The sequence below is a fragment of the Marivirga sericea genome, from assembly GCF_900177665.1.
Classification (GTDB): domain Bacteria; phylum Bacteroidota; class Bacteroidia; order Cytophagales; family Cyclobacteriaceae; genus Marivirga; species Marivirga sericea.
Genome location: NZ_FXAW01000001.1, coordinates 582,672 through 604,671, shown reverse-complemented (window position 1 = coordinate 604,671; position 22,000 = coordinate 582,672). Strand labels below are relative to the sequence as shown.

Annotated in this window: 15 protein-coding genes; 9 read left to right on the top strand and 6 right to left on the bottom strand. The window is 36.5% G+C overall.

Translation table 11 applies throughout. From position 1 onward, the window contains the following. Positions 1–37 precede the first annotated feature (37 nt). The gene (locus tag B9Y84_RS02350; RefSeq protein ID WP_085515486.1) at positions 38–436 is read left to right on the top strand and encodes an alkyl hydroperoxide reductase; all 399 of its coding nucleotides are present in this window, start codon (positions 38–40) and stop codon (positions 434–436) included. Beyond that, positions 408–809: a DoxX family protein gene (locus B9Y84_RS02345; RefSeq protein WP_085515485.1), complete on the top strand. Its 402-nt coding sequence runs from the start codon at positions 408–410 to the stop codon at positions 807–809. The genes B9Y84_RS02350 and B9Y84_RS02345 overlap by 29 nt, the downstream gene beginning before the upstream one ends. Here the strand turns inward: B9Y84_RS02345 and B9Y84_RS02340 are convergent. Then, on the bottom strand, positions 758–1,597 hold the full coding sequence (locus B9Y84_RS02340; RefSeq protein ID WP_085515484.1) for an alpha/beta fold hydrolase: 840 nt from the start codon (positions 1,595–1,597) through the stop codon (positions 758–760). The two genes, B9Y84_RS02345 and B9Y84_RS02340, sit on opposite strands and share 52 nt — an antisense overlap. Positions 1,598–2,120: 523 nt before the next feature. Between B9Y84_RS02340 and B9Y84_RS02330 the strand changes: the two genes are divergently transcribed. From B9Y84_RS02330 to B9Y84_RS02310, 5 genes are all read left to right on the top strand, one after another. Then, positions 2,121–3,473, top strand: a complete 1,353-nt coding sequence (locus tag B9Y84_RS02330; RefSeq protein ID WP_085515483.1) for an MATE family efflux transporter — start codon at positions 2,121–2,123, stop codon at positions 3,471–3,473. 120 nt (positions 3,474–3,593) lie between these two features. Next, the gene (locus tag B9Y84_RS02325; RefSeq protein WP_085515482.1) at positions 3,594–6,074 is read left to right on the top strand and encodes a TonB-dependent receptor; all 2,481 of its coding nucleotides are present in this window, start codon (positions 3,594–3,596) and stop codon (positions 6,072–6,074) included. A 273-nt stretch (positions 6,075–6,347) separates the two neighbouring features. Continuing rightward, positions 6,348–8,477, top strand: coding sequence for an ATP-dependent helicase HrpB (gene hrpB, locus B9Y84_RS02320; RefSeq protein WP_085515481.1), 2,130 nt, complete (start codon positions 6,348–6,350; stop codon positions 8,475–8,477). A gap of 119 nt (positions 8,478–8,596) precedes the next feature. Next, a complete protein-coding gene (locus tag B9Y84_RS02315; protein WP_085515480.1) occupies positions 8,597–8,878 on the top strand; it encodes a hypothetical protein in 282 nt (93 codons plus the stop codon). Positions 8,879–8,884: 6 nt separating this feature from the next. Further along, positions 8,885–9,853: a sodium-dependent bicarbonate transport family permease gene (locus B9Y84_RS02310; protein WP_085515479.1), complete on the top strand. Its 969-nt coding sequence runs from the start codon at positions 8,885–8,887 to the stop codon at positions 9,851–9,853. Positions 9,854–10,010: 157 nt separating this feature from the next. On the opposite strand, the gene B9Y84_RS02305 is transcribed toward B9Y84_RS02310, so the two are convergent. Further along, a complete protein-coding gene (locus B9Y84_RS02305; RefSeq protein ID WP_085515478.1) occupies positions 10,011–10,532 on the bottom strand; it encodes a hypothetical protein in 522 nt (173 codons plus the stop codon). Positions 10,533–10,859: 327 nt separating this feature from the next. Here B9Y84_RS02305 and B9Y84_RS02300 point away from each other — a divergent pair, with 327 nt between their 5' ends. Together B9Y84_RS02300 and B9Y84_RS02295 are read left to right on the top strand one after the other, a co-directional pair. Beyond that, positions 10,860–17,798 carry a PKD domain-containing protein gene (locus B9Y84_RS02300; RefSeq protein ID WP_085515477.1) on the top strand — a complete coding sequence of 2,313 codons (6,939 nt, stop codon included), beginning with the start codon at positions 10,860–10,862 and terminating at the stop codon, positions 17,796–17,798. A gap of 54 nt (positions 17,799–17,852) precedes the next feature. Beyond that, a complete protein-coding gene (locus tag B9Y84_RS02295; protein ID WP_245830807.1) occupies positions 17,853–18,887 on the top strand; it encodes a PorP/SprF family type IX secretion system membrane protein in 1,035 nt (344 codons plus the stop codon). On the opposite strand, the gene B9Y84_RS02290 is transcribed toward B9Y84_RS02295, so the two are convergent. The 4 genes from B9Y84_RS02290 to B9Y84_RS02275 all read right to left on the bottom strand — a co-directional run bounded on the left by B9Y84_RS02290 (position 18,884) and on the right by B9Y84_RS02275 (position 21,956). Beyond that, on the bottom strand, positions 18,884–19,417 hold the full coding sequence (locus B9Y84_RS02290; protein WP_085515476.1) for a hypothetical protein: 534 nt from the start codon (positions 19,415–19,417) through the stop codon (positions 18,884–18,886). The genes B9Y84_RS02295 and B9Y84_RS02290 overlap by 4 nt on opposite strands. 6 nt (positions 19,418–19,423) lie before the next feature. Then, positions 19,424–19,804, bottom strand: coding sequence for a DUF1987 domain-containing protein (locus B9Y84_RS02285; RefSeq protein ID WP_085515475.1), 381 nt, complete (start codon positions 19,802–19,804; stop codon positions 19,424–19,426). A gap of 11 nt (positions 19,805–19,815) precedes the next feature. Beyond that, on the bottom strand, positions 19,816–20,352 hold the full coding sequence (locus tag B9Y84_RS02280) for a SiaB family protein kinase (protein ID WP_085515474.1): 537 nt from the start codon (positions 20,350–20,352) through the stop codon (positions 19,816–19,818). Positions 20,353–20,453: 101 nt separating this feature from the next. Further along, entirely contained in the window at positions 20,454–21,956 is a 1,503-nt protein-coding gene (locus tag B9Y84_RS02275; RefSeq protein ID WP_085515473.1) for a peptide MFS transporter, read from the bottom strand. Between the last annotated feature and the right edge of the window lie 44 nt (positions 21,957–22,000).

Below are 22,000 nucleotides of genomic sequence, written 5' to 3'. Positions count from 1 at the left end.
TCCCTCAACATTTTCAAAACTAAAAAGTTGATTGGCCATGAAAATAAAATATCAAACAGCTACTCTAAAAATTGCAGCTATTTATAATCTAGTATGGGGCGCTTGGGTGGTACTGTTTCCACAACAGTTTTTTGAATTGGTTGGGATGGAAAAAATCAATCATCCTATGGTTTGGCAGGGAATGGGTATGGTAATAGGCGTCTACGGTTTAGGCTACTGGTGGGCATCAACTGATCCACATCGCCACTGGCCTATAGTTATGGTGGGCTTTTTGGGCAAGATATTTGGGCCAATAGGTTTCTTTTTTAATTATTTTCAAGGGAAAGTTCCGTTCGAATTTATATATACTTTAATTAGTAATGACTTTATATGGTGGATTCCTTTTATTCTGATTTTAAAAGACGTGCATGTTAAAACACATTGGAAATTATCTTAAAAGTAAATGGTCTATTAGGCTGCTATTTGTATTCTATTTATTGGCGGGCTTCAATCATTTTATTAATCCTACATTCTATTTACCACTGATCCCTCCTTACTTGCCTTATCCAGAAATCATAAACTGGATCAGTGGAGTAATTGAGATCGTAGTTGCATTTGGAGTTCTTATTTCAAAAAGCAGAAAAATTGCATCATTTGTCATCCTAGCAATGCTAATTGCTTTTATACCTTCACACGTTTATTTTATCCAAACAGGTTCTTGCGTTGATGATGGGCTCTGCGTACCACAGTGGATAGGCTGGTTGCGATTAATTATTATTCACCCATTGTTGTTATTGTGGGCTTGGAAAGCAGGAACTTCTTTAAAATGATAGCTATGTTTTTGAGCAAAGAAAAGAGCTACTTCATTGAAACTTTCGGCTTGGTCAATATTACAAATATGTCCCGCATTTCTGATTTCTGTAAAGGAAACTGATTTATGCTTTTCTGTAAAGCTTTTAGCCGATTTTAAAAATATAAAATCAGAATCTCCCATTACTGCCAAAGCTGGGAAATTGATATTTTGATTATAAAAACGATTCAATAATCTGAAAAACTCTTTATAAAGTCCGACCCATCGCATATACTCCGCAGAAGTTAGTTTTCGGGCCTGTTTCTTATAAACTCTCCTGGATTGCTGATGTTTGCCAAATGGCATTAATAAGTAAGAGAAAATACTATACATCCATTTATACGGTAAAAAATAATTGAAAAACCTTGCCAATTGGACAAAAATCTTAATGAGGTAATTTGCTTTAAAAATACCCCCTGCAAATACTGCGCTTGCTACTAACTGTGGATACTTAATACTAATATCCTGCATAATAACACTTCCAAAACTAAGCGTTATAAAATGAGCTTTGTCTATCTTATACTGATCTAAAACCTGCTTAATATCACTGGTAATTAAATCAAAATCATAATCCTTAGCTGCAGGTTCTATGTTTTTAGAATTACCGTGATCTCTCAAATCAAGCAATAGTAAATTATAGGAATCTTTAAATGCGTCAATTTGATATTTCCACGTAGCAGTGCTGCCCCCTGCACCATGTATAAAGATCACCCATTCTTTAGCAGAATTATTAAGATGACTAACAGCACTTAAGGATGTTTTTCTCATATTGCTGAAACATCAACTGTCACCTTTTGTTGTAAAAACTATTCAATTAATCTCAGTTAACTTGCAAATGCTGCATTATATCAAAGAATTATCGGATTTTGGCCTATTTGTTCTTATATGGCTTGTACAACTTATCATTTACCCTTCATTCACCTTTATGAAAAAGTCGAGTTTGATTATTTGGCATCCTATATATACTAAACGAATTTCAGTTGTGGTGATGCCATTGATGCTTTTGCAAATTGCGTTAACCTTTTACTTGACCTACAGCAGTTTCAATTACTTTCTGCTGTTCCAATCTATCATAATCATCTTCATATGGATTTCTACCTTTTTTCAGGCAGTACCTTTGCACAATCAGATTGAATCTGGAGTCAAAATGAAGAAAGCAGCAGAAAAATTAGTTCAGGCGAATTGGAAACGCACCATTATGTGGTCCTTAATTGTTATTTTGAATTTCCTTGATAGATTTACAACATTAAACAATTAATGTAGTTACATTAAACTGCATTAAATACTTTCGATGACCACATCAGATGAATTTGGCACAAAGCCAATAAATTACTTATTACGTAAACAAGCTATTCCTTCAGCTATCGGTATTTTGACTTTATCTATCTATGGAATTGTAGACACTATTTTTGTTGGGAATTTTGTAGGGTCAATAGGTATTGCAGCAATTACTGTGGTAATCCCTATTACTTTTTTGATTTCCTCTATTGGAATGGGTATAGGTATAGGAGGAGCATCTATCATTTCGAGAGCACTGGGTTCAGGCAAATCAGAAAAAGCCAATAAAACCTTTGGAAATCAGCTAACCTTGACATTCATCCTTGGAATCTTTTTCAGCTTAACTTGCTGGATTTTTATAGAACCGATTCTTAAATTATTTGGTGCAAAAGGAGATATACTCCAACCAACTATAGAATATTTTCAAATTCTTTTACTGGGAATTCCGGTTCTTGCCTTTGCAATGATGTCTAATAGTATTTTCCGCGCAGTAGGTTATCCAAAAGTGGCAATGGTAGTAATGATTGTTCCGGCAATAGTAAATGTTATTCTAGACCCTATTTTCATAGCTGTTTTGGAGTGGGGAATAGAGGGTGCTGCTTGGGCTACCACTTTTTCGTATTTATTTAGTGCAGCATACGCTGCTTATTTCTTTTTAAGCGGGAAAACAGGTTTTAAAATTAAGAAATCAGACCTTGTCCTCGATTTAAAATTAACAGGGGAAATATTTTCTATCGGCTCAGTAACTATTGCTCGGCAAGGTGTGGTAAGTCTGCTATTTTTAGTACTAAATAACTCATTATTCAAATATGGCGGTGAAAGCGCTATTGCAGTTTACGGCATCATAAATCGAATGATGATGCTTGTAAATGTTCCAGCAATTGGCATCACTCAGGGTTCTATGCCTATTATTGGATATAACTACGGAGCAGAACTTTTCAGGAGAGTTAGCTTAACTTTAAAAAATGCTATAATATCTGCAACTGTTCTTTCGTCCTTTATTTATGCAGGTATTTTAATTTTTACACCACAAATCATAGGGATTTTCACAAAAGATCAGGAGCTGATCCAACAAACAGTGCCTGCCCTGAGAATTACGTTCTTGATGACTCCGCTTATTGCCTTCCAGCTAATCAGCGCAGCCTATTTTCAAGCATTGGGAAAAGCTTTACCGGCTCTGCTCCTTACATTAACAAAGCAGGGCTTCTTTCTAATTCCTCTGCTTTTGATATTACCTAATTTTTATGAATTAGATGGAATCTGGATCGCTTTCCCAATAGCAGATCTTGCTACCGCTATCGTTTGCATGAGCTATTTGGTTTATGACAGTAAAAAAATTGTACTTAATCCATCTTCAATATCATAATAAAAATATTTCCTTCTATCATTCATATGTCAATCTAAAGACCACAGAATGACCTTCGGTGTATTATCAATAACAATATCGAAGTTCAAGTGTCTAAGTTTGTGAGATTAAATCATAATTATGAAATACAGCATACTATTATTAACATTATTATTTAGCACTAATCTGACCTTAGCGCAGCAGAGAGGAGGCTACGGAGGCGGAGCAAACTCCCAAATAACTGGAAAAATAACAGGTACTATAGTTGATGGACAAAGCTCTGAGGCAGTATCATATGCAACTGTAGTTATTAAATCCCCCAAAGATGGCAAAACAGTAAATGGGGTTGTAACTGGGGATGACGGAAGTTTTAAACTAGTAGGCTTAAAATTAGGTACATACATAGTAGAAGTATCTTTTGTAGGCTTTCAAAAATTTACCCAAGAAGTAGAATTAACTCCTAAGGAACCAGATTTTGACTTTGAAAAGATAGAATTAGCAGCCGATACTGATCAACTAGATGAAGTAGTAGTTTCAGGGAAGCGAGAAACTATTGAGAATAAAATTGATAGAATCGTTTATAATGCAGATCAAGATGTAGCAAATATGGGCGGAGATGCTTCTGATGTTTTAAGAAGAGCTCCATTATTGTCAGTTGATCAAAATGGAAATGTGTCATTAAGAGGTAATTCTAACGTCCAAATACTCATCAATGGTAAGCCAAGTAGTATGTTTGGCGCTAATACGGGAGATGCTTTAAAAATGATTCCATCAGATCAAATCAAAAGTGTTGAGGTGATTACCTCTCCATCAGCTAAATATGACGGTGAAGGAACAGCTGGTATCATCAATATTATCACAAAAAAACAAACTCCTCAAGGCTTTGCCGGAAATGTAGATCTAACAGCAGGAACTCGAATTAACCGTGGTGTTGTGGGGATTAATGCAGGTAAAGGGCGATTAGGATTTAATGCTAATGGTAGCTCCTTTTATTCTTGGCCTCAGTTTGCTACAACAGATTTTTTTCAACAAACAGTGGTAAATGGTCAAACGAATACAAGAGAGCAAAATGGTGAAAACCTAAGTAACAGATTAGGATATTTTGGCAATATGGGGGCCTTCTATGATTTCAATGCCTACCACAGTCTCTCTACAAGTTTAAGATTACGTGGTTTCAATAGCAATTCAACAGGGACAAATACAGTAACACAAAACCTTGCTGGCGATGAAAGCTCATATCAAAGATTTCAAGATAATTTTTCTCAAAACTGGGGTTATGAGTGGTCGCTAGATTATGTAATGAAATTTCCTGAGCAGGAAGGCAGAGAATTTTCAGCATCCTATAAGATAGATGGAAATGTACGCGATCAGGAATTTGAAATTAACCAACCAGATCCTGCCAACTACGAAGTAGGTCGAAATGTAAATGATGGAAATAATAGGGAGAATACCGTACAACTCGATTATACCCATCCAATGGGAGAAAGTTTCAAGTTAGAAACTGGTTTCAAATCGATCATCAGAGATATTGATAGTGATTTCCGCTTTGAGGAGAAGCCCGAAGGTGCAAGTAGCTATCAAGTAGTCGATAATAGAACAGATGTTTTCTTCTACAACCAGGATGTTTTTGCAGGCTACATTTCTACTCAAACCAATATCACAAAAAAATTAGGAGTAATAGCAGGAGTTCGATATGAATATACAGGATTAGATGGCACTTTTGAAGAAGCAACTGAGCAGGCCTTTGGTCCAATTTCTTATGAAAACTGGCTTCCAAGTATCATTGTAAATCAAAAATTCGGGAAGTTTAATTCTGTTAAGTTAGCATATAATAGGAGAATCCAACGGCCGAGTTTAGGCAATGTGAACCCTTATGTAGAAATAGGTAATATCCGAAATATCAGCTTTGGTAATCCGATGCTAAATCCTGAGTTATCAGACAATTATGAATTAGGATTTAGCACATTTTTAAAAGGAACGTCATTAAATCTATCATTCTTTTACAATGATATCAGCGAGGTAATTCAATCTGTGATTTTTGAAGATCCGGAAAGAAACGCAACAGTTACAACTTTTGAAAACGTTGGTACTCAACAAAATATGGGCTCAAATATCTTTATTTCAACTGAATTATTCAAAATTTGGACAGTGCGCGGTGGCCTTAATGCCAACTACTTTATGGCTGAAGGAATTATTCAGGGACAGGAAGTTGAAAACAATGCGTGGCTATTCAGCGGTAATATCAGTTCAAACCTAGAATTACCTAATGATTGGGTAATTGATGCTTTTGGATTTGCAAGACCTCGAAGACAGACATTGCAAGGGTACAACCCTGCTTTCTCCATTTTTGGAATGGGGATTAAAAAACAAATTTGGGATAAACGAGGCAGTATTGGATTATCAATTATTGAACCTTTCAAAGCAAGAAAACCATTTAAAACTGAGTTAGGAGACGAAAACAGCGATTTTTATCAGAGAAACGTTTTTGCAATTCCTTTCCGTTCATTTGGGATAAACTTCAGCTATAAATTTGGCCAATTAGACTACAAAGCAAGACAAAAACGAAGTCGAATATCTAATGATGATCAAAAATCAGGAGGAGATGATGGACAGTCCTTCTAGTTTTTGGCTAGCTAATTTAGACAATTTTTAGACCGTGAAAATTCCAGACTTTTAAAAGTAGTCTAATTAAGAACCCTATATTTCCTCAAATAAGGCTTTCTCAAAGTGCAGTGCTTTCGGAAAGCCTTATTTATTTCACCACATGAGTATTTTAATTGATTCTATTCTTTACTTTGTGCTCTTGCATGCCAAGCTTGATTAGAAAACGTTTGCAATTACAATAATTCTGGAAGGGTTAATCAGAAATTAGGATTCCTCATTTAACTTTGCACTATGCTGAATTTAGATCTTTCAAAAATCAATTTACCCATAGTAGATATTCTTCCTGAAGTACTAAAAAAATTAAAAGAAGAACAAAACCTAATTTTAAATGCAGAAGCTGGAGCAGGCAAGAGCACCATTATTCCATTGGCGCTTCTCGAACTATTCAATAGCAAACAGCAAAAAATAATTATGCTGGAACCTCGTAGATTGGCGGCAAAATCTATCGCTCAGAGGATGTCTCAATTAATGGGTGAAGAGGTTGGAAATACGGTTGGCTACAGAATACGATTTGAAACAAGAATATCTGATCAAACTAAAATCGAGGTTGTAACCGAGGGCATTCTTAATAAAATGATGGATAGCGATCCTACTTTGAAAGACGTTGCACTAATTATTTTTGATGAATTTCATGAACGGAGCATTCATGCAGATGTAGCATTAGCACTAGCACGCTATACGCAGCAAAACACAAGACCTGATCTAAAACTATTGATCATGTCCGCCACCTTAGATCAGCAGCTTTTAGCAAAAGCATTGCATGCCAAAGTCGTGGCTAGTAAAGGTAGACAGTATCCGGTGGATATTGAATACGTAGGTAATCTCGACCAAAGACTACTTGCAGAACTTACAACTGAACAAATCAAAAAAGCACTTCATAGTGATCAGGGGGATATTTTAGCCTTTTTACCAGGGCAAGGAGAAATTCTAGCTGTTCAAGACATATTAAGAAAATCCAGAGTAAATGCACAAATTTACCCTCTGTACGGGCAACTTGCATGGCACAAGCAATGGGCTGCCATTCAACCCCATCCGAATGGCAAGAGAAAAATCGTATTAGCCACTTCTATAGCCGAAACTAGCTTAACCATTGAAGGTATTAAAATAGTCATTGATACTGGTTTAAAAAAGAACTCAATTTTTGATCCAAATACTGCTTTAAATAGCTTGAAAACCCAGTCTATTTCGCAAGATGAAGCAACCCAACGGGCAGGAAGAGCTGGTAGATTAGCAGCAGGTAAATGCTATAGAATGTGGACCGAAGTTGACCATAATATAAAGCCAAGCCATAGACTAGCAGAAATCTTACATGCTGATTTAGCCACCCTAAAACTTGATCTTGCAGCTCGTGATATTCAACAAAGTGATCGCCTATTTTGGTTAACCACTCCCCCACTTGATAAGCAAATCTATGCCGAGCATCTATTGATTCAATTGGAAGCTTTAAATGAAGACAAAAGTATTACAGAGATCGGGAAACAGATGCACCAAGTACCATGTCATCCACGTTTGGCACATATGCTAATAAAATCATCAGATAATTTATCCTTAGCAATTGATTTAGCATCTGTTTTAGAAGAAAAAGACCCTCTATATAAAAAAGCCGGAGCAGATTTAAGTGAAAGAATTCAGCTTCTACGAACTTTAAGACGGGAAAAAAGACTAGGTCGAAGTTTCCAGAAGATAGAGAAAATAGCAAAGTCCTACCGAACAGTTTTCAAGATAGAGGAAGACAATAAAGAAGCGGATCCTTATGCCATCGGATACTTATTAGCAATGGCCTATCCGGACAGAATCGCATCTGCAAAAAGGGGAAATAATGCCCAATTTCAATTATCTAATGGAAGCATTGCTGCTATAGGGCATAAAGATGAGTTAGCGAATGAAAGCTGGCTAACAGTTGCTAATATGGATGCTAGAAGCGGGATGGGTAAAATATTTTTAGCAGCTCCTCTAAATCCAAAAAATCTGAAGCCACTTGTAAAAAACAAACGAAACGTTCAATGGGACTTTGAGGAAGATGAATTTATAGTCAGCAATGATTTATGTATAGGCAATATAACGCTGAAAAGAGAAGAAATCGATGACGAACCTACCCCGATAGAAAAACGAAAGTCAATCATTAAAGCCCTTCAGCTAAATTATGATGAAATCCTTTCGGTAGATAATGAAATCGCAGAGCAACTGGAACAACTACAAGAGCAAAACAAATACCCTGAGCACCCCGAATATGATTTAGCATTTTTTGGAATTACTGCAGAAAAATGGTTACCAATAGGAATTGAGAATGATCCGCATATTTTAAAAAAGCTTCAAGGGCTTTCTCTGAAGCAAATTATTCAAACTGTTACTAGGTCATAGACTAGCAATCTTTAGGGAATTTGTAGTACTCTTATAAAATTAACTTATTTAAATATTTTATAATAGCCATTACGAAAACAAATAATAATACAAGTAAATTGTTTTATAGTTTTGCACCTATGATCAAAGCGGAAAATTTAAAACTTATCTCGGGAATCTTCAGTACGGACGAAGCTTCAACGATTTTACTAGGCCTACTCAAAAACAAAATTGACTTTCACAATATGGAAATTGCGCATATTAAAGAAACGGGGTCCGGAAATCTTGAGAAATCGGAGCATAGGATTAAGGAATTGAAACTATTAAGAGAGGAAATAAGGCTCATCATAGAAGAAGCTAAGCATGAAAAAGTCGACTTAGCGATTGAAAGTACAATTAACATCCATCCTGTACAAAAATAAAAAGGAATGAATTTCGGACTCCTATTTGAAAATTTAAGTAATCCTGCTCTTCTGTTTTTTCTATTTGGAATTATTGCAGTGATGCTAAAAAGTGACTTGCAAATACCAGATAGCTCATCCAAGTTTATTTCTCTTTATCTGTTATTTTCCATTGGTTTTAAAGGTGGGCATGAATTAGCACATGCTGAATTAGGTTGGTCGGTATTTTGGACCGTCCTTTTTGCATTGTCCACAGCAGTGCTAATCCCTATCTATTCTTTTTTTATATTAAAACGAAAACTTGGTTCTCAAAATGCAGGTGCTATTGCCGCCTCATATGGCTCAATAAGTGCAGTCACCTTTATTACAGCAGTGAGTTTCCTTGAATTGCAAAAAATTAGCTTTGGTGGACATATGGTCGCCATAATGGCCATGCTAGAAGCACCAGCTATTATGGTTGGTGTATTATTGCTTAATATTTACAAGGAAGAGAAATCTGGAAAATTGCTAGACCGATCTGTAATATCTCATGCCTTCACCAATGGAAGTGTGCTGCTTATTTTAGGCAGCCTTGTTATTGGTTGGATAGCAAGCGATAGTCAAGCAAAAGGTATAGAACCTTTCACAACAGATATATTCAAAGGTTTTTTGGCCATATTTTTATTAGATATGGGTATATCTAGTGGAAAAAAATTAGGAAACCTTTTCCAGCACGGTAAATTTATCTTTGCATTTTCAATCCTAATGCCACTGTTCAACGGTGTACTAGTCAGTATTCTCAGTGGATTGATCACTGCTGAAGTAGGCGATCGATTTCTATTAAGTATTTTAGCAGCGAGTGCATCCTATATTGCGGTCCCTGCTGCAATGAAAATTGCAGCTCCGAAAGCGAACCCAAGCTTATATTTACCTATGGCTTTAGCTATTACTTTTCCATTTAATATCACTTTAGGTTTTCCGGTTTACATGAAAATAATTGAAATGAATTTATTGTAAACTGAAATTTTATCAATGATCAAGGCCTATTCCAATCAGTTGATAATCGTGAATTCATGATTGAATGGCTTAAAAGCAAAATTTGCCTAGCCACGAGATATTTAATTAAGTAGTAAATCCTGACTATGAACACTAAGAAGTTAATTTGATGCGTTTTCTACTCGCTATCCTCTTCCTCTTCCTCATCATCCTCTACAACGGGTGGAAAAGGAAAATGGGTAAAACTCTCTTCTAAACTATCCTTTGCAAAGAATGGACTAATAGTAAACATTTCAGGGTTGAGAACATCTAACTGAAAGTAGGCAGTGTCAATATCTTCCCAGACAAAAACTACAGTATCTATCGGTGTTTGGGGAGTAATTGTGCTAGGCACAAACCAAAAACCTGTTAAAGTGTCTGCAGCATTTCCGCAGGTATCTGCGGGATTCACATAGAAAAGCAAATCCCTATCCGTTGCTGAACTTGTAAAATCAAATATGATTTGTCGCTGAACCTCACATTCTTCTAGCGTTAGATCTTGGTCCAATGACGTTCTTTCAGTCAAAATCCATCTCTTCGAATCTCTATTTGACAATAGCCTTTGAACTTCGCTTCTGCTGAAAGCTTCGAAAGTGGGCTCATCCGGTAAACACGAAAAAAGCGCTAATATTAAGAAACAGGATAACAAAAGTTTTTTCATGCGGCAAAGATAATATTTTAGAAACTGTAAGGATTAAAAACTATGCCAAGTTTTTTAGAAAATTGCTTCATTATCAATTTGAGAACAGAAATAGCCTGTAAATAAGCCACTCAATTCCATAGAGAATTAGATAGAAGCAAAAGTGAATTGTAAGTTTATCAACTAATACGTTCGATAAAAAAACAAACTATTTAGTTGATATCGTCCTTAAATATTACTATATTGATTTAAAATATAATCTTTTATATATTTATTTCGATCTAATCAATGTATTGTTCGATGAAGTTATGTTTTTTAAGCATAAAATAAAGTATCTAGTTTTGTGAGGTGAAGACGGGTAGAAAACATATAGTAGTTCTATTAGCTTTCATTTTGTGTTTGATTGGTTCAATAGATCAATCATCTGCTCAATGTGGCAGTAGTAGTGGAGTGGGTGGTTTTCAAACCTTAGAGGAAGATTTCTGTGGGGGTGAGAAAAAAGTTTGGGCTGGTAAAAGCTATTCAAGTGTTGACCTTCCTCCAGCAACGGATGTGTACATTATGGTCGATTGGGGCTATGCTGGAGCAGTAGAATATTATCCGACAGTTTTTGAATTTGGAAATTATTTAATTGATAACACACCCCCTATTGCACCTCCGGCAGGATCTTTATTTGCAAATGACAGATATGCCTACCACCTATACCCTGAAAATTTAGAAAACTGTTCTTATGACGTTGCCGCATTTCTTGTTTTTGTTGATGCTGGCGAAACACCAGGTGTACACCCCAGTACAATACTTTGTCCGGGAACTGTCAATAGTGCCAGCACAATTTACTGGGAAAAAGATAACATATTACCAGGAAATCTTGACATTCAAGATTCTCCCATAATCAGAATTTGCGAAGGTGAATCAGTTACTATAAATCCTCTTGAAAATATTAGTAATTACAACTGCCCATTGACAAATAACACCACTGAAAGATGGTTTCAATGGATCTATAATATTGATGGAGGTAACCCTATTCCTGATGTAGTCATCAATGGCCCTAATTTAGGAGGTAGTCAGTCCTTTAATGTTGGCGGACCAGCATCTAATTTAAATTTCGAAGAGCCTGTACAACTTGACCCAGGGCCAAATTTAGCTACTGGGGATATAGACATGGATCCTACAGGAACCATAACTATTGATGGAACCAGTACTGTGGCTGGCCAATATTTTGATATTCAATTAAATGCTTGGAACGTTTGTAATCCTTTTGATGACCCTAATGTTCCTGGTAGTCCCTCCTTAGCTCTTGCCGCAAATGCCGATTCAATTCCTTTTTTCACAACCATTCGGATATTAATAGTTGACGAACCTATATTAGATCCAGTTGAAATAACGGATTTCTCCAATAACCCCAAACCAGGGAATCTTTTTTGTCCAGAAGAACCAATACGAATTACCAATGGTGGAACTGATCTAGGCCCAGGCCCATGGACGATCAATATTTATGATGGTGGAACCACCACTGACCCGCTAATCGCAAGTTATCCTTCACAAAATATAGATTTAGATACAGAAAACACTACCGGGCCTGATGCAACTGCCTTAAACACTCCTGGTCTTAAAACTGTCGAAGTTATTAAAGTTAATAACAGCACTGATATTTCAGGAGGATGCAGTTCGAGTATAACAGCTCAATATGAAATAATTGGCACACCATCTGCCACAATTGGTTTTAATGACGGTTCATTTGGTTCACCAAATACCATTGACAAAACCTACGATTTCTGTGTTGAAAGTTTGCCACTCAACCTCGAACTTACAGATGAAACCCCTGCCAAAACGGCCAATCTTACAACGGAATGGAACATTGAAAAAATAGCACCTACAAGCTTTTTGGTGGACAACGTAGACGATGGTGGTGGCGGAGCCACAGCTTTTCCTTATCCCTCAAACCCGTTTGTAGTTTCAGATACCGGTCATTACCGTATTGAATTGATAGTTTTGGATGGCTCTACCAATTGTACCTCAACTGATCAACTTGACATTTATGTTTACGATACCCCAGAAGCCCAATTCATAGCCACTGGCGTATGTGAAGGAGAAGATACCGATTTTGATCCATCTGGCTCAAATATTCCAACAGTAATTAATGGTGAAGTAATAAATGAATGGTTATGGGATTTCTCCTATGACGGGGTTTCATTTAATACAGAGCTAACCACAACTAATGATAATATTTTTTCTAGAAATATTGGTGCTGCAGGTGATTATGATGTTGCACTAATAACTCGCTCAGATAAGGGTTGCTACAGTGATACTGTTGTGACTACTGTTAGCGTTTACGCAAATCCTGATGCTGACTTACAAGCTTTTTATGGGCAAGATTATGAAGGTTTTTTAGAAGATGATCCTTACACTGGAGACCCTATATGTCCTGGTACTTTGATTAAATTCGTTAACAATTCAGATGAAATTAACAATGACGCTTCCATTATTGATGTTGACTATTACTTAGAAATAGATAGTTTAGGAACAATTGTCACAAGAAGTATTGGAAATTCTGGTTCTTTTCTCACTCCTGATATTTTCGATAACCTAAATCCAACTACTGAGGTTTTTGAAATTAGCCTAGTGGCAATTGCCAATCCTACTGATGTCAACCCTGACAATAACTGTCTAATAAAGTCCCCTCCGATTTTAGTGAATGTACTACCTGGCAGTGGCTCTGGATTTGATGTTTTTGAAAGCTTATCGCCAGATGTATCATACAATCCACCTTATTGTTCTCCTCAAGAATTCTTTTTCAGGATTGATAATACTACAAACAATAGATTGAATAGTAATGACTCTGTCGTTTGGACTGCTAAAAACGGAAGTATTGTTCTAGGGGGAGACACAATCGCATACTCAGGTGGTAACAGAGAAGATTATGATTTCAGTTTTAATTTTGAAAATGACTACCCAAATGTGGGGCCAATAAATTATACTGTAGAGCTTCAACCTTATGCGCAAGGCGTTTGTATTAGTAGTTCTGAAAGAACGGTAACAGTACGACCTAAACCTATTAGCGACTTTGCTCCTGTAGATACAGTAGTGACTTGTGATTCAGTCACCTATTATTTTGAAGCGGAACAACCAGGTCTGCTTAATTATTTCTGGACTGCATCACCTGTAGATAATGATGCCATTGCTGATACATTAAGAGCTGAAAGTAATAACGGTGCTGAATATTGGGTAAGCTTTGGAAGACCAGCCGATACTGACCCACCATTAACCATCAACGTTACATTACTAACAGAAAATCCCTTTGGTTGCCCAAGTGATCTTTCGGGGGCTTATACAACTACCATTCAACCTGAAGATAATTTTAATATAGACCTCGCCTCAGCAGGTAGTGGAAACTGTTTGCCCAATACTTATACATTTACGAACAATACCGTCCCCACTGACATCCCTGCTAATACAAATTGGGAGTTACATATCACCAATACTACCTTAGCCAGTACTACCGTAATTGCAGGTGATACGCTTCCTGCAGGTAACCAAGATTTTTCTTTAGGTTATGACTATAACTTTACACAGGCTGCTAATTATGAAATTAGGCTAATAGCTTTATTGGAAAGTACCTGTGATTTAACTTCAGATCCTCCCATTAGCTTGACTTTCAACAACAGTCCTCAAATGAATTTTCGTCCTGTGCAAGAAGAAGGATGTTCACCTCTAGAATTAGACATTATAGATTCCTCATTCAATCCCGATGGGACTGACCTTGATGTTGTGAGAATATCATGGGAAAATCTTGTATCTGGAGCAATAGATGACATAGTAGTCAATAATGAACCAGCAAATTATTTTAATAGTATAAATCCTATCACAACATTGCTGTACACTACTGATGACGGCACAGGGTTCAACGATTACGAAATCACCCTATCTGGAGAAAATGAATTTGGTTGTACGAATGATAGTGTTTATGTCGTGAGAGTTTATCAAGAACCCCAAATTGATTTTGATATCGCCTCCGTTAACCCAGCATGTGAAGAAGATTATACTTTTGACTTTGAATTCACTACAAGTGTATTTCCAGCAGGCACTGAGTTTACTTGGAATTGGGGTGACGGTCAGAGTCTATTAACAGATCAGGATACTGCTGTTAGTCATACTTTTTTAAATAGATTGGCCTTTTTTGGTCAAGATAATTATAATGTTACACTTACTGCTGAAACGCCTAACAATTGTACTGTCACAGTCGGTAAAACTGTTACACTACACCCTAGAGTTGATGCCAACTTTTTTAAAGATAGAATTGAAGGTTGCTCCCCATTAACTGTAAATTTTACAAGTACGGCAATAGGTACTGGTTTAGCTGGAAATCATGTTTATGAGAAACGAATTAAGGGCTCTGGTGATCCTTGGCAAGCTTTTGATACAACTCCTCAATCAAATGGATTAGTAACTGAAGATTTTGAAAACACTGCGGCAACAGAAATTATATATGAATTAAGATATATAGCTGTTTCATCAGTTGGTGGATGTTCAGATACTTCTGATATTCAGGAAATTACCATCTTTCCCGAATTTGATAGTCCTGCAATAATTGGTACCGATGAAGTATGCGCTTTTGCTCAATCAGTTCCTTATTCTGTTCCTTATAGTGCAGGTTCATCCTATTTATGGCAAGTACCTCTTGGAGCATTTATATCAAGTTCAAATGCAGACGGTAATGAAATCCAAGTGAATTTCAGTAACTTTTCAGGTACGCTTCAAGTACAGGAAATTAATAGTAACGGATGTTTTGGAACTCCTAGTACGATACCTATAAATGTGTTATCAGGCCCAAGTGCAACATTAAGTTTAAATGGTGCTAATGTCATTTGTCCTGGTGATGAAACAAGTCTAAGGTTTGATTTAAATGGCCCTCCTGGATCTACAAATTTTGATGTGATCTATAATAACGGTCAAGAAAATGACACATTAAAAAATATTGAGAATGGACATATTGAGACTGTATTTCCTACTAATTCAACCAATTACTTTTTAATAGACGTTACTGATTTAGCAAATCCTAATTGCAATCCTTCAGGTTTAACAGGATCGGCTTTTGTAAACGTTAACACGCCTCCTTCTGCAACCATATCAGGTTCAACCACTATTTGTGAAGGGGAAAGTACAAATTTGATCATTAATTTAACTGGAGTAGGTCCGTGGAACGTGGTTTACACGGACGGCAACAGTAATTTCAATATTGATAATACTAATAATCCTGTTACAATCGCTTCTATAAGTCCAACTGAAGATACAAATTATGAATTAGTATCTGTCACTGATGGAAACACTCCAATATGCTCTGGAACTGTAAGTGGACTTGCAGCAGTAGAAGTTAATAAAAAACCAACCGCAGAAATATTTGGAAACGTAGATAATGTCTGTCAAAATGATCTGACTGAACTAGGTGTTAATTTAACGGGTACAGCACCATGGACAGTAAGATATACAGACGGAACCATCACCTACACCTTATCCAACATAACACCGGATGCTGGCTATGATTCTGCAATAGACACTTATACTCACAACTTTGATGTAAATCCTGTTAGCGGAACCACGAACTACATATTAACTGAAGTTTTAGATTCCAGCTCTCCAATTCCTTGCTCGGGAGATATTTCTGGGACAGCCACGGTGATTGCTTACGATAGACCAGAAGTCGAGTTAACGGGAAACACAACCATTTGTCAAGGTCAAAGCACACCATTATCCTTGGGCTTTACGGGTGATGGCCCATTTAATGGTAATTACACTGCCAATGGAGATACATTAGCATTTAGCAATCTCCAAGATGGTGCTAGTATTAATGTCACGCCCGAAACAAGTACCGTATACAGAGTAGTAGAATTATTTGATACCAGAGGTTGCTTCGGCTTGAATTTAGGTGCTCCAGTAAGCGTCAATGTAAATCAACTCCCTAGCTCCGAAATATCCGGTTCTGACACTACTTGTTATGGGGTTGAAAGCAATCTAGTATTTGATCAGACTGGTGTAGGTCCATGGACCATTACTTATACGGATGGAAATCAAAATTTCACTTTTACGACTTCCTTTAACAGACACTTCGAGCCTGTTAGTCCAATTGTGCCTACTAATTATTCCTTAGTCTCTGTGACTGACAGCAACAATCCTGATGCTTGCTCTGGCCCAATCTCAGGAAGTGTGCAAAAATTCGTGTATCCAGAGTTAGAGGCCAGTTTCGAAGTAAGCCCGCAGAATATGGTACTTCCGCAAAGCACTATCACCATAACTAACAAAACCACAAATAAAGCCGAATGGGATTATTTGTGGGAGTTTGGAGATGGTACAAGCTCGGAAGCCATTGACCCTGAACCACATGATTATGGAACATTTGGAGAATTTACGGTGAAGATGACTGCCACAAATGGACTTTGCACATCCACTTTTCAAACGTTGGTTACCATCGGTGCTATTCCACCGATTATTGACTTTGATGCAGAGCCAAAAGAAGGATGCTTGCCTCTGGTCGTGAAATTTGAAAATTTAAGTGAATATGCAGATCCTTCCACCTATCAGTGGGAATTTGGTGATGGTCAACGTGCCTCCGCTGTTATTGATCCAATTCATGTCTATACCAATCCCGGAACGTATAATGTTCGCTTATCTGCTACTAATATCACCGGCCAAAGAACAGAACTACTCAAAGAGGAATTTATTACAGTTAATGCCACTCCTCAAGCTTCATTCACCATTCCGGATGAGTATCGACAAGTATTTACAACGGAAGAAGTAAGATTTGTAAATCTTAGTGAAGGAGCAGATGAATACATCTGGAAATTTGGTGATGGTAATGAATCTTTTGAAGAAGAACCTATACATGCGTACCCGGACAGTGGAGTTTATGACATTACACTGATTGCTATTAATAGCGAAACAGGATGTTCAGATTCTGTAAGTTTATCTTCTCAAGTTCGAGTGATATTAGGCGGTGAATCTAAAGTGCCTAATGCTTTTACTCCAAGTAGAGCAGGACCAGGTACTGCCAGCAATAACCCTTTGCAAAATGATTTCTTCTTACCTAGGGTGGAAGGTGTATCACAATTTAATATGAAAATATACAACAGATGGGGAGAACTACTATTTGAGTCTACTAGTAAAGATGAGGGTTGGGATGGCTACTTTAATGGGGTTTTGATGCCACAAGGTGTGTATGTATATCGCTTAGAGCTGGTATTTGAGAATGGTCGTAGAGAAACACAAGTGGGTGATATTACATTGATTAGGTAAAGCGTTTTAGGTATTAATCTAGACTAAATTTTGAAGGTCTAAATTAGGGGCTGTATGAATATGGATAAATTAAGAAATTTTCTTAACTATTTTACGGGAGCTGTGCTTGTGCTATTGCTATTTTGCGGCAATGCTGTAAAGGGGCAAGACTTTCAGTTTTCACAGTACCACGAATCCCACTTATATTTGAATCCTGCGTTCACTGGCTTAGGTAAAATGCATAGGATAGCGGTCAATTCAAGAATACAGTGGCCAAGCTTACCCAGAGCTTTCGTTACAAATGCTGTATCTTACGATTATAATCTTGACTATCTAAGTAGTGGCTTTGGATTAATGATCACTCGGGATGTAGCGGGATCCGGAAACTTGGGTAATACCAATGCAAGCTTTTTATATTCTTACAGAGCAGCCCTGGGAGATAAACTAGTATTAAGCACAGGCTTACAATTTGCCTATAATTTTACTGGACTAAATCAAAATGGCTTAACCTTAGGAGATCAACTATTAGATAATAGAGGAGTTTCCTTCGATTCCGAATTAGCCAACATTCAAAACATTCAATTTTTCGACTTCTCAGGGGGAATGCTTCTATATAGTCAAAGGTTGTGGGGAGGGTTTGCTTTGCACCACTTGACCCAGCCAGAAATGTCATTGATTGGTGACTCAAATCCTCTTAACATGAAAATTAGCATTCACGGTGGGGTAAGAATTCCATTGTATAGTGGCCCTAAAAAATTAGATAATATTTCAAGCATTGCTCCATCTTTTGTTTATAAAAGACAAGGCATTAATGACCAACTTGATGTTGGAATTAATTGGCATTACGATCCTATATCAGCAGGTCTATGGTATAGAGGTGTTCCATTTAACAGAACTGAACCTAATGAAAGTCTCTATGACCGAGATGCCCTAATATTTAAGTTTGGTCTGATTTTTTCTGATTTCCAAGCAGGATACAGCTATGATTTTACTATCTCGGAATTCGGAGGAGCTTCGGGCGGTGCCCATGAGATTTCTATAATTTTTGATTTTGAAGCTCAGCTGAAGAAGAGAAGGAAAAAGGAATTTATTCCCTGCCCTACTTTTTAGGACTTCTCTCTTTGTTTCAAAGCTCTTCTCATCATGTATCGTTCGACTAGAACATCGATCGGTTTCAAAAGCACAGCAATCCCTAATTTAAATAAAAATCCGATCTGCGGATTCCCTATTTGGCTTTCTACCATAGGCTCAAGCCAGCCTTCGGATATTATAAATAAGATTATTGCTATTAACAGTACAATAGAAGAGGCTTTTCTTCCAACTTTCGCTTTTACTAACTGATCAATAGTATCTTGCAATAGCTGATTATTTACCTTTAAGTCGTCATTGATTTTGTTGATTTCATCAGATTGCTTCTTGAGCTTTTCGTTTGCTTCATTCAACTTTGAATGCAATCGATCACTTACAGAGGTTAAGAGCTTTGCTTCGCCAATAAGGCGATCATACTTATCACATAATAATTTATAATTTTCCTTTACCTTTTCAGCAGGAATATCATCATCCTCTGCTAAAGCACGCACTTCATTTAAAAAGTCGATCTCAGATTGAAATACCTCTGATTGGGTAAAGTTTTTAGCCATATGCTCTTATTCCTTTATTTCTACCATTCTAAATGGCACTTTAATGATTTGCTTGAAGTCCTCACCAGATTCTTCCATATCTTCGTCTTCTTCTTCGTAGTACCAGTCAATGGTAATAGAATTCCCATCTGCATTGATTCGTTCAAGCTTTCGGAATATCTCTACCAAACATTTAGAGGAGCTGGTGTTAAAATATTCCAATTTAATCTCAAAAGTAGTAGATTCCAGTGGATTTTGAACATATTTATCCAACCAATCGAGCAATGGCTTATAAAACTCGATAGAATTTTCTGGAATCGACCTACCAGATATTAAAAAGGTCTCTGCAGCCGGATTAAAATCAAGTTTAGGTGTCTTAGGTGTCGCCTCTAAGTAATAAGCATCCATAGTGTTTTTTCTTAATGTTTTATAGTCACTTGCAAACTGAAATATGCGTAATTATCGTCTATGGTTTTAAATCCAAACTGCAAAGGCCGACCAGATTTTCTTACCATATCCATTATTCCAAGACCTGCTCTCCCTTTATCAGAAAACACGCCCTCATCTAACTTACTTCTATACTTAGTTCTCAGTTCATCATTTGTCAACTGGTTAATTTCTTCAATGCGCTTTTTAAGGAGACTTTTGTTTTTTTGATCTATATAATTTCCCGAAATTATTTCATAAGAAGATGACGTTTTCACAACCATAACTAGTATCTCTTGAAATGTAGAATTTCTAATTTCTTCTTGATTATGATAAATATTCTGCAAAACCTCTACTAAAATATTAAAAACCTTCTTTTTAATTCGTGAATTATACTCTACCATAGCTAATTTATTTTCAGCTAAAGTCAGTAAATTATTAGTCAAACTATCAGTAATAATTCCCTGATAAGCCAGCAATAATTCTTCACTTTCCTCGAGGTTTTTAAACTTTTTTAAGGTATCTATCATTATTACCAAATGAGAATTAATGATTTAAAGTACATTCTCTGGTCAAATTACAATTATTATTTGATAAAATATAATAATAATATGATTTGATTGGAAATATTTTAATGAACATTTCCAGTTAATTTTCTAATTAATGGTGTAAATATTAAAGCTATTATACCTGCACCAACAATAAATATCGTGATGAATTGAAAAATATCGGGTAACAAACTTGGGTCTTCAGCAATTGCATTTTTATCAAATTCACCTGCTACCAATCCAGCAATTAAATTACCAAAAGCAACAGACATGAACCATGCACCCATCATTTGACCAACCAATCGTTTAGGTGCTAATTTAGTTACTGCACTCAAGCCCACCGGACTTAAGAACAATTCACCCGTTGTGTGTAAGAAATAGGTTATTAACAGCCATGTAGGTAATACCTTATCCGCTGATAATAGCAAATAAGATGCAAAGATCATAGTTGCGAAACCTAACCCTAAGAAAATGAGTCCAAAAGCAAATTTTAATGGAATGCTTGGATTAAGATTTCTTTTTGCTAACTGTATCCAAAACCAACCAAAAACAGGTGATAATATAATTATAAAAGTTGGATTAATACTTTGCAAGAAAGAAGCTGGCATTTCCCATCCACCTATAAAGCGATCCGTATATCTTTCGGCAAATAAATTTAAAGAAGAACCAGCTTGTTCAAAACCTGACCAAAAAACAGCTGAGAAAATTAACAAAATAGCAATTGCCCATATTTTTTTCTTTTCATCTTTATTGAGTCCGCCAAATAAAAAAATTGCTGCAAAAAACAGTACTAATACAGCTGCAACTACATAAAATGCTACCTCAGCAACACTCACCACATCAATATTAATGTAGCCAAAAGTGGTCAATAGAACAAGGATAATCAATGCCACTAAAAAGGCAAATAAACCCAACTTCACTTTCTTTCTAAAAGCTATTTGCTTTTCATTCGCTGGGTCAAATCCTTCAGGTTGAGCTCCAATGCTACCTAAGGTTTTTGATGAAATCCTATATTGGATTACCCCTAATAACATTCCAAAACCTGCAGCTGCAAAACCTAAATGCCAGTTAATGGTTTCACCCAAATAACCAGTGATTAAAGGGGCAATAACAGCTCCTAAATTTATCCCCATATAAAAAATAGAAAAACCAGCATCTCTTCTGGCTGGTTCATCATCTTTATAAAGACCTCCTACTATGCTACTGATATTAGGCTTCAATAATCCAGTACCAATCACAATTAAAATTAATCCGATAAAGAAGAATTCTTCCGTGGGAATTGCCATAGAAAAATGGCCGCAGGCAATGATTATTCCACCATACCATACTGACTTTTGTAAACCGAAAAACCTATCAGCCAACCATCCGCCAGGTAAGGCTAGTAAATATACAAACATAGTATATAGACCGTAAATAGCATTAGCCGATTTATCATCTAGACCAAAACCGCCCGTTTCAATGGAATCAACCAGAAAAAGTACTAGAAGGGCACGCATTCCATAATAACTAAAGCGTTCCCAAAATTCAGTGAAAAACAAAGTTGCCAATCCTCTTGGGTGACCAAAAAAAGTTTTTTCGGAATTCATATTATCTATAAGTTAACTTAAAATTAAAAATCGAAATGCTAAAG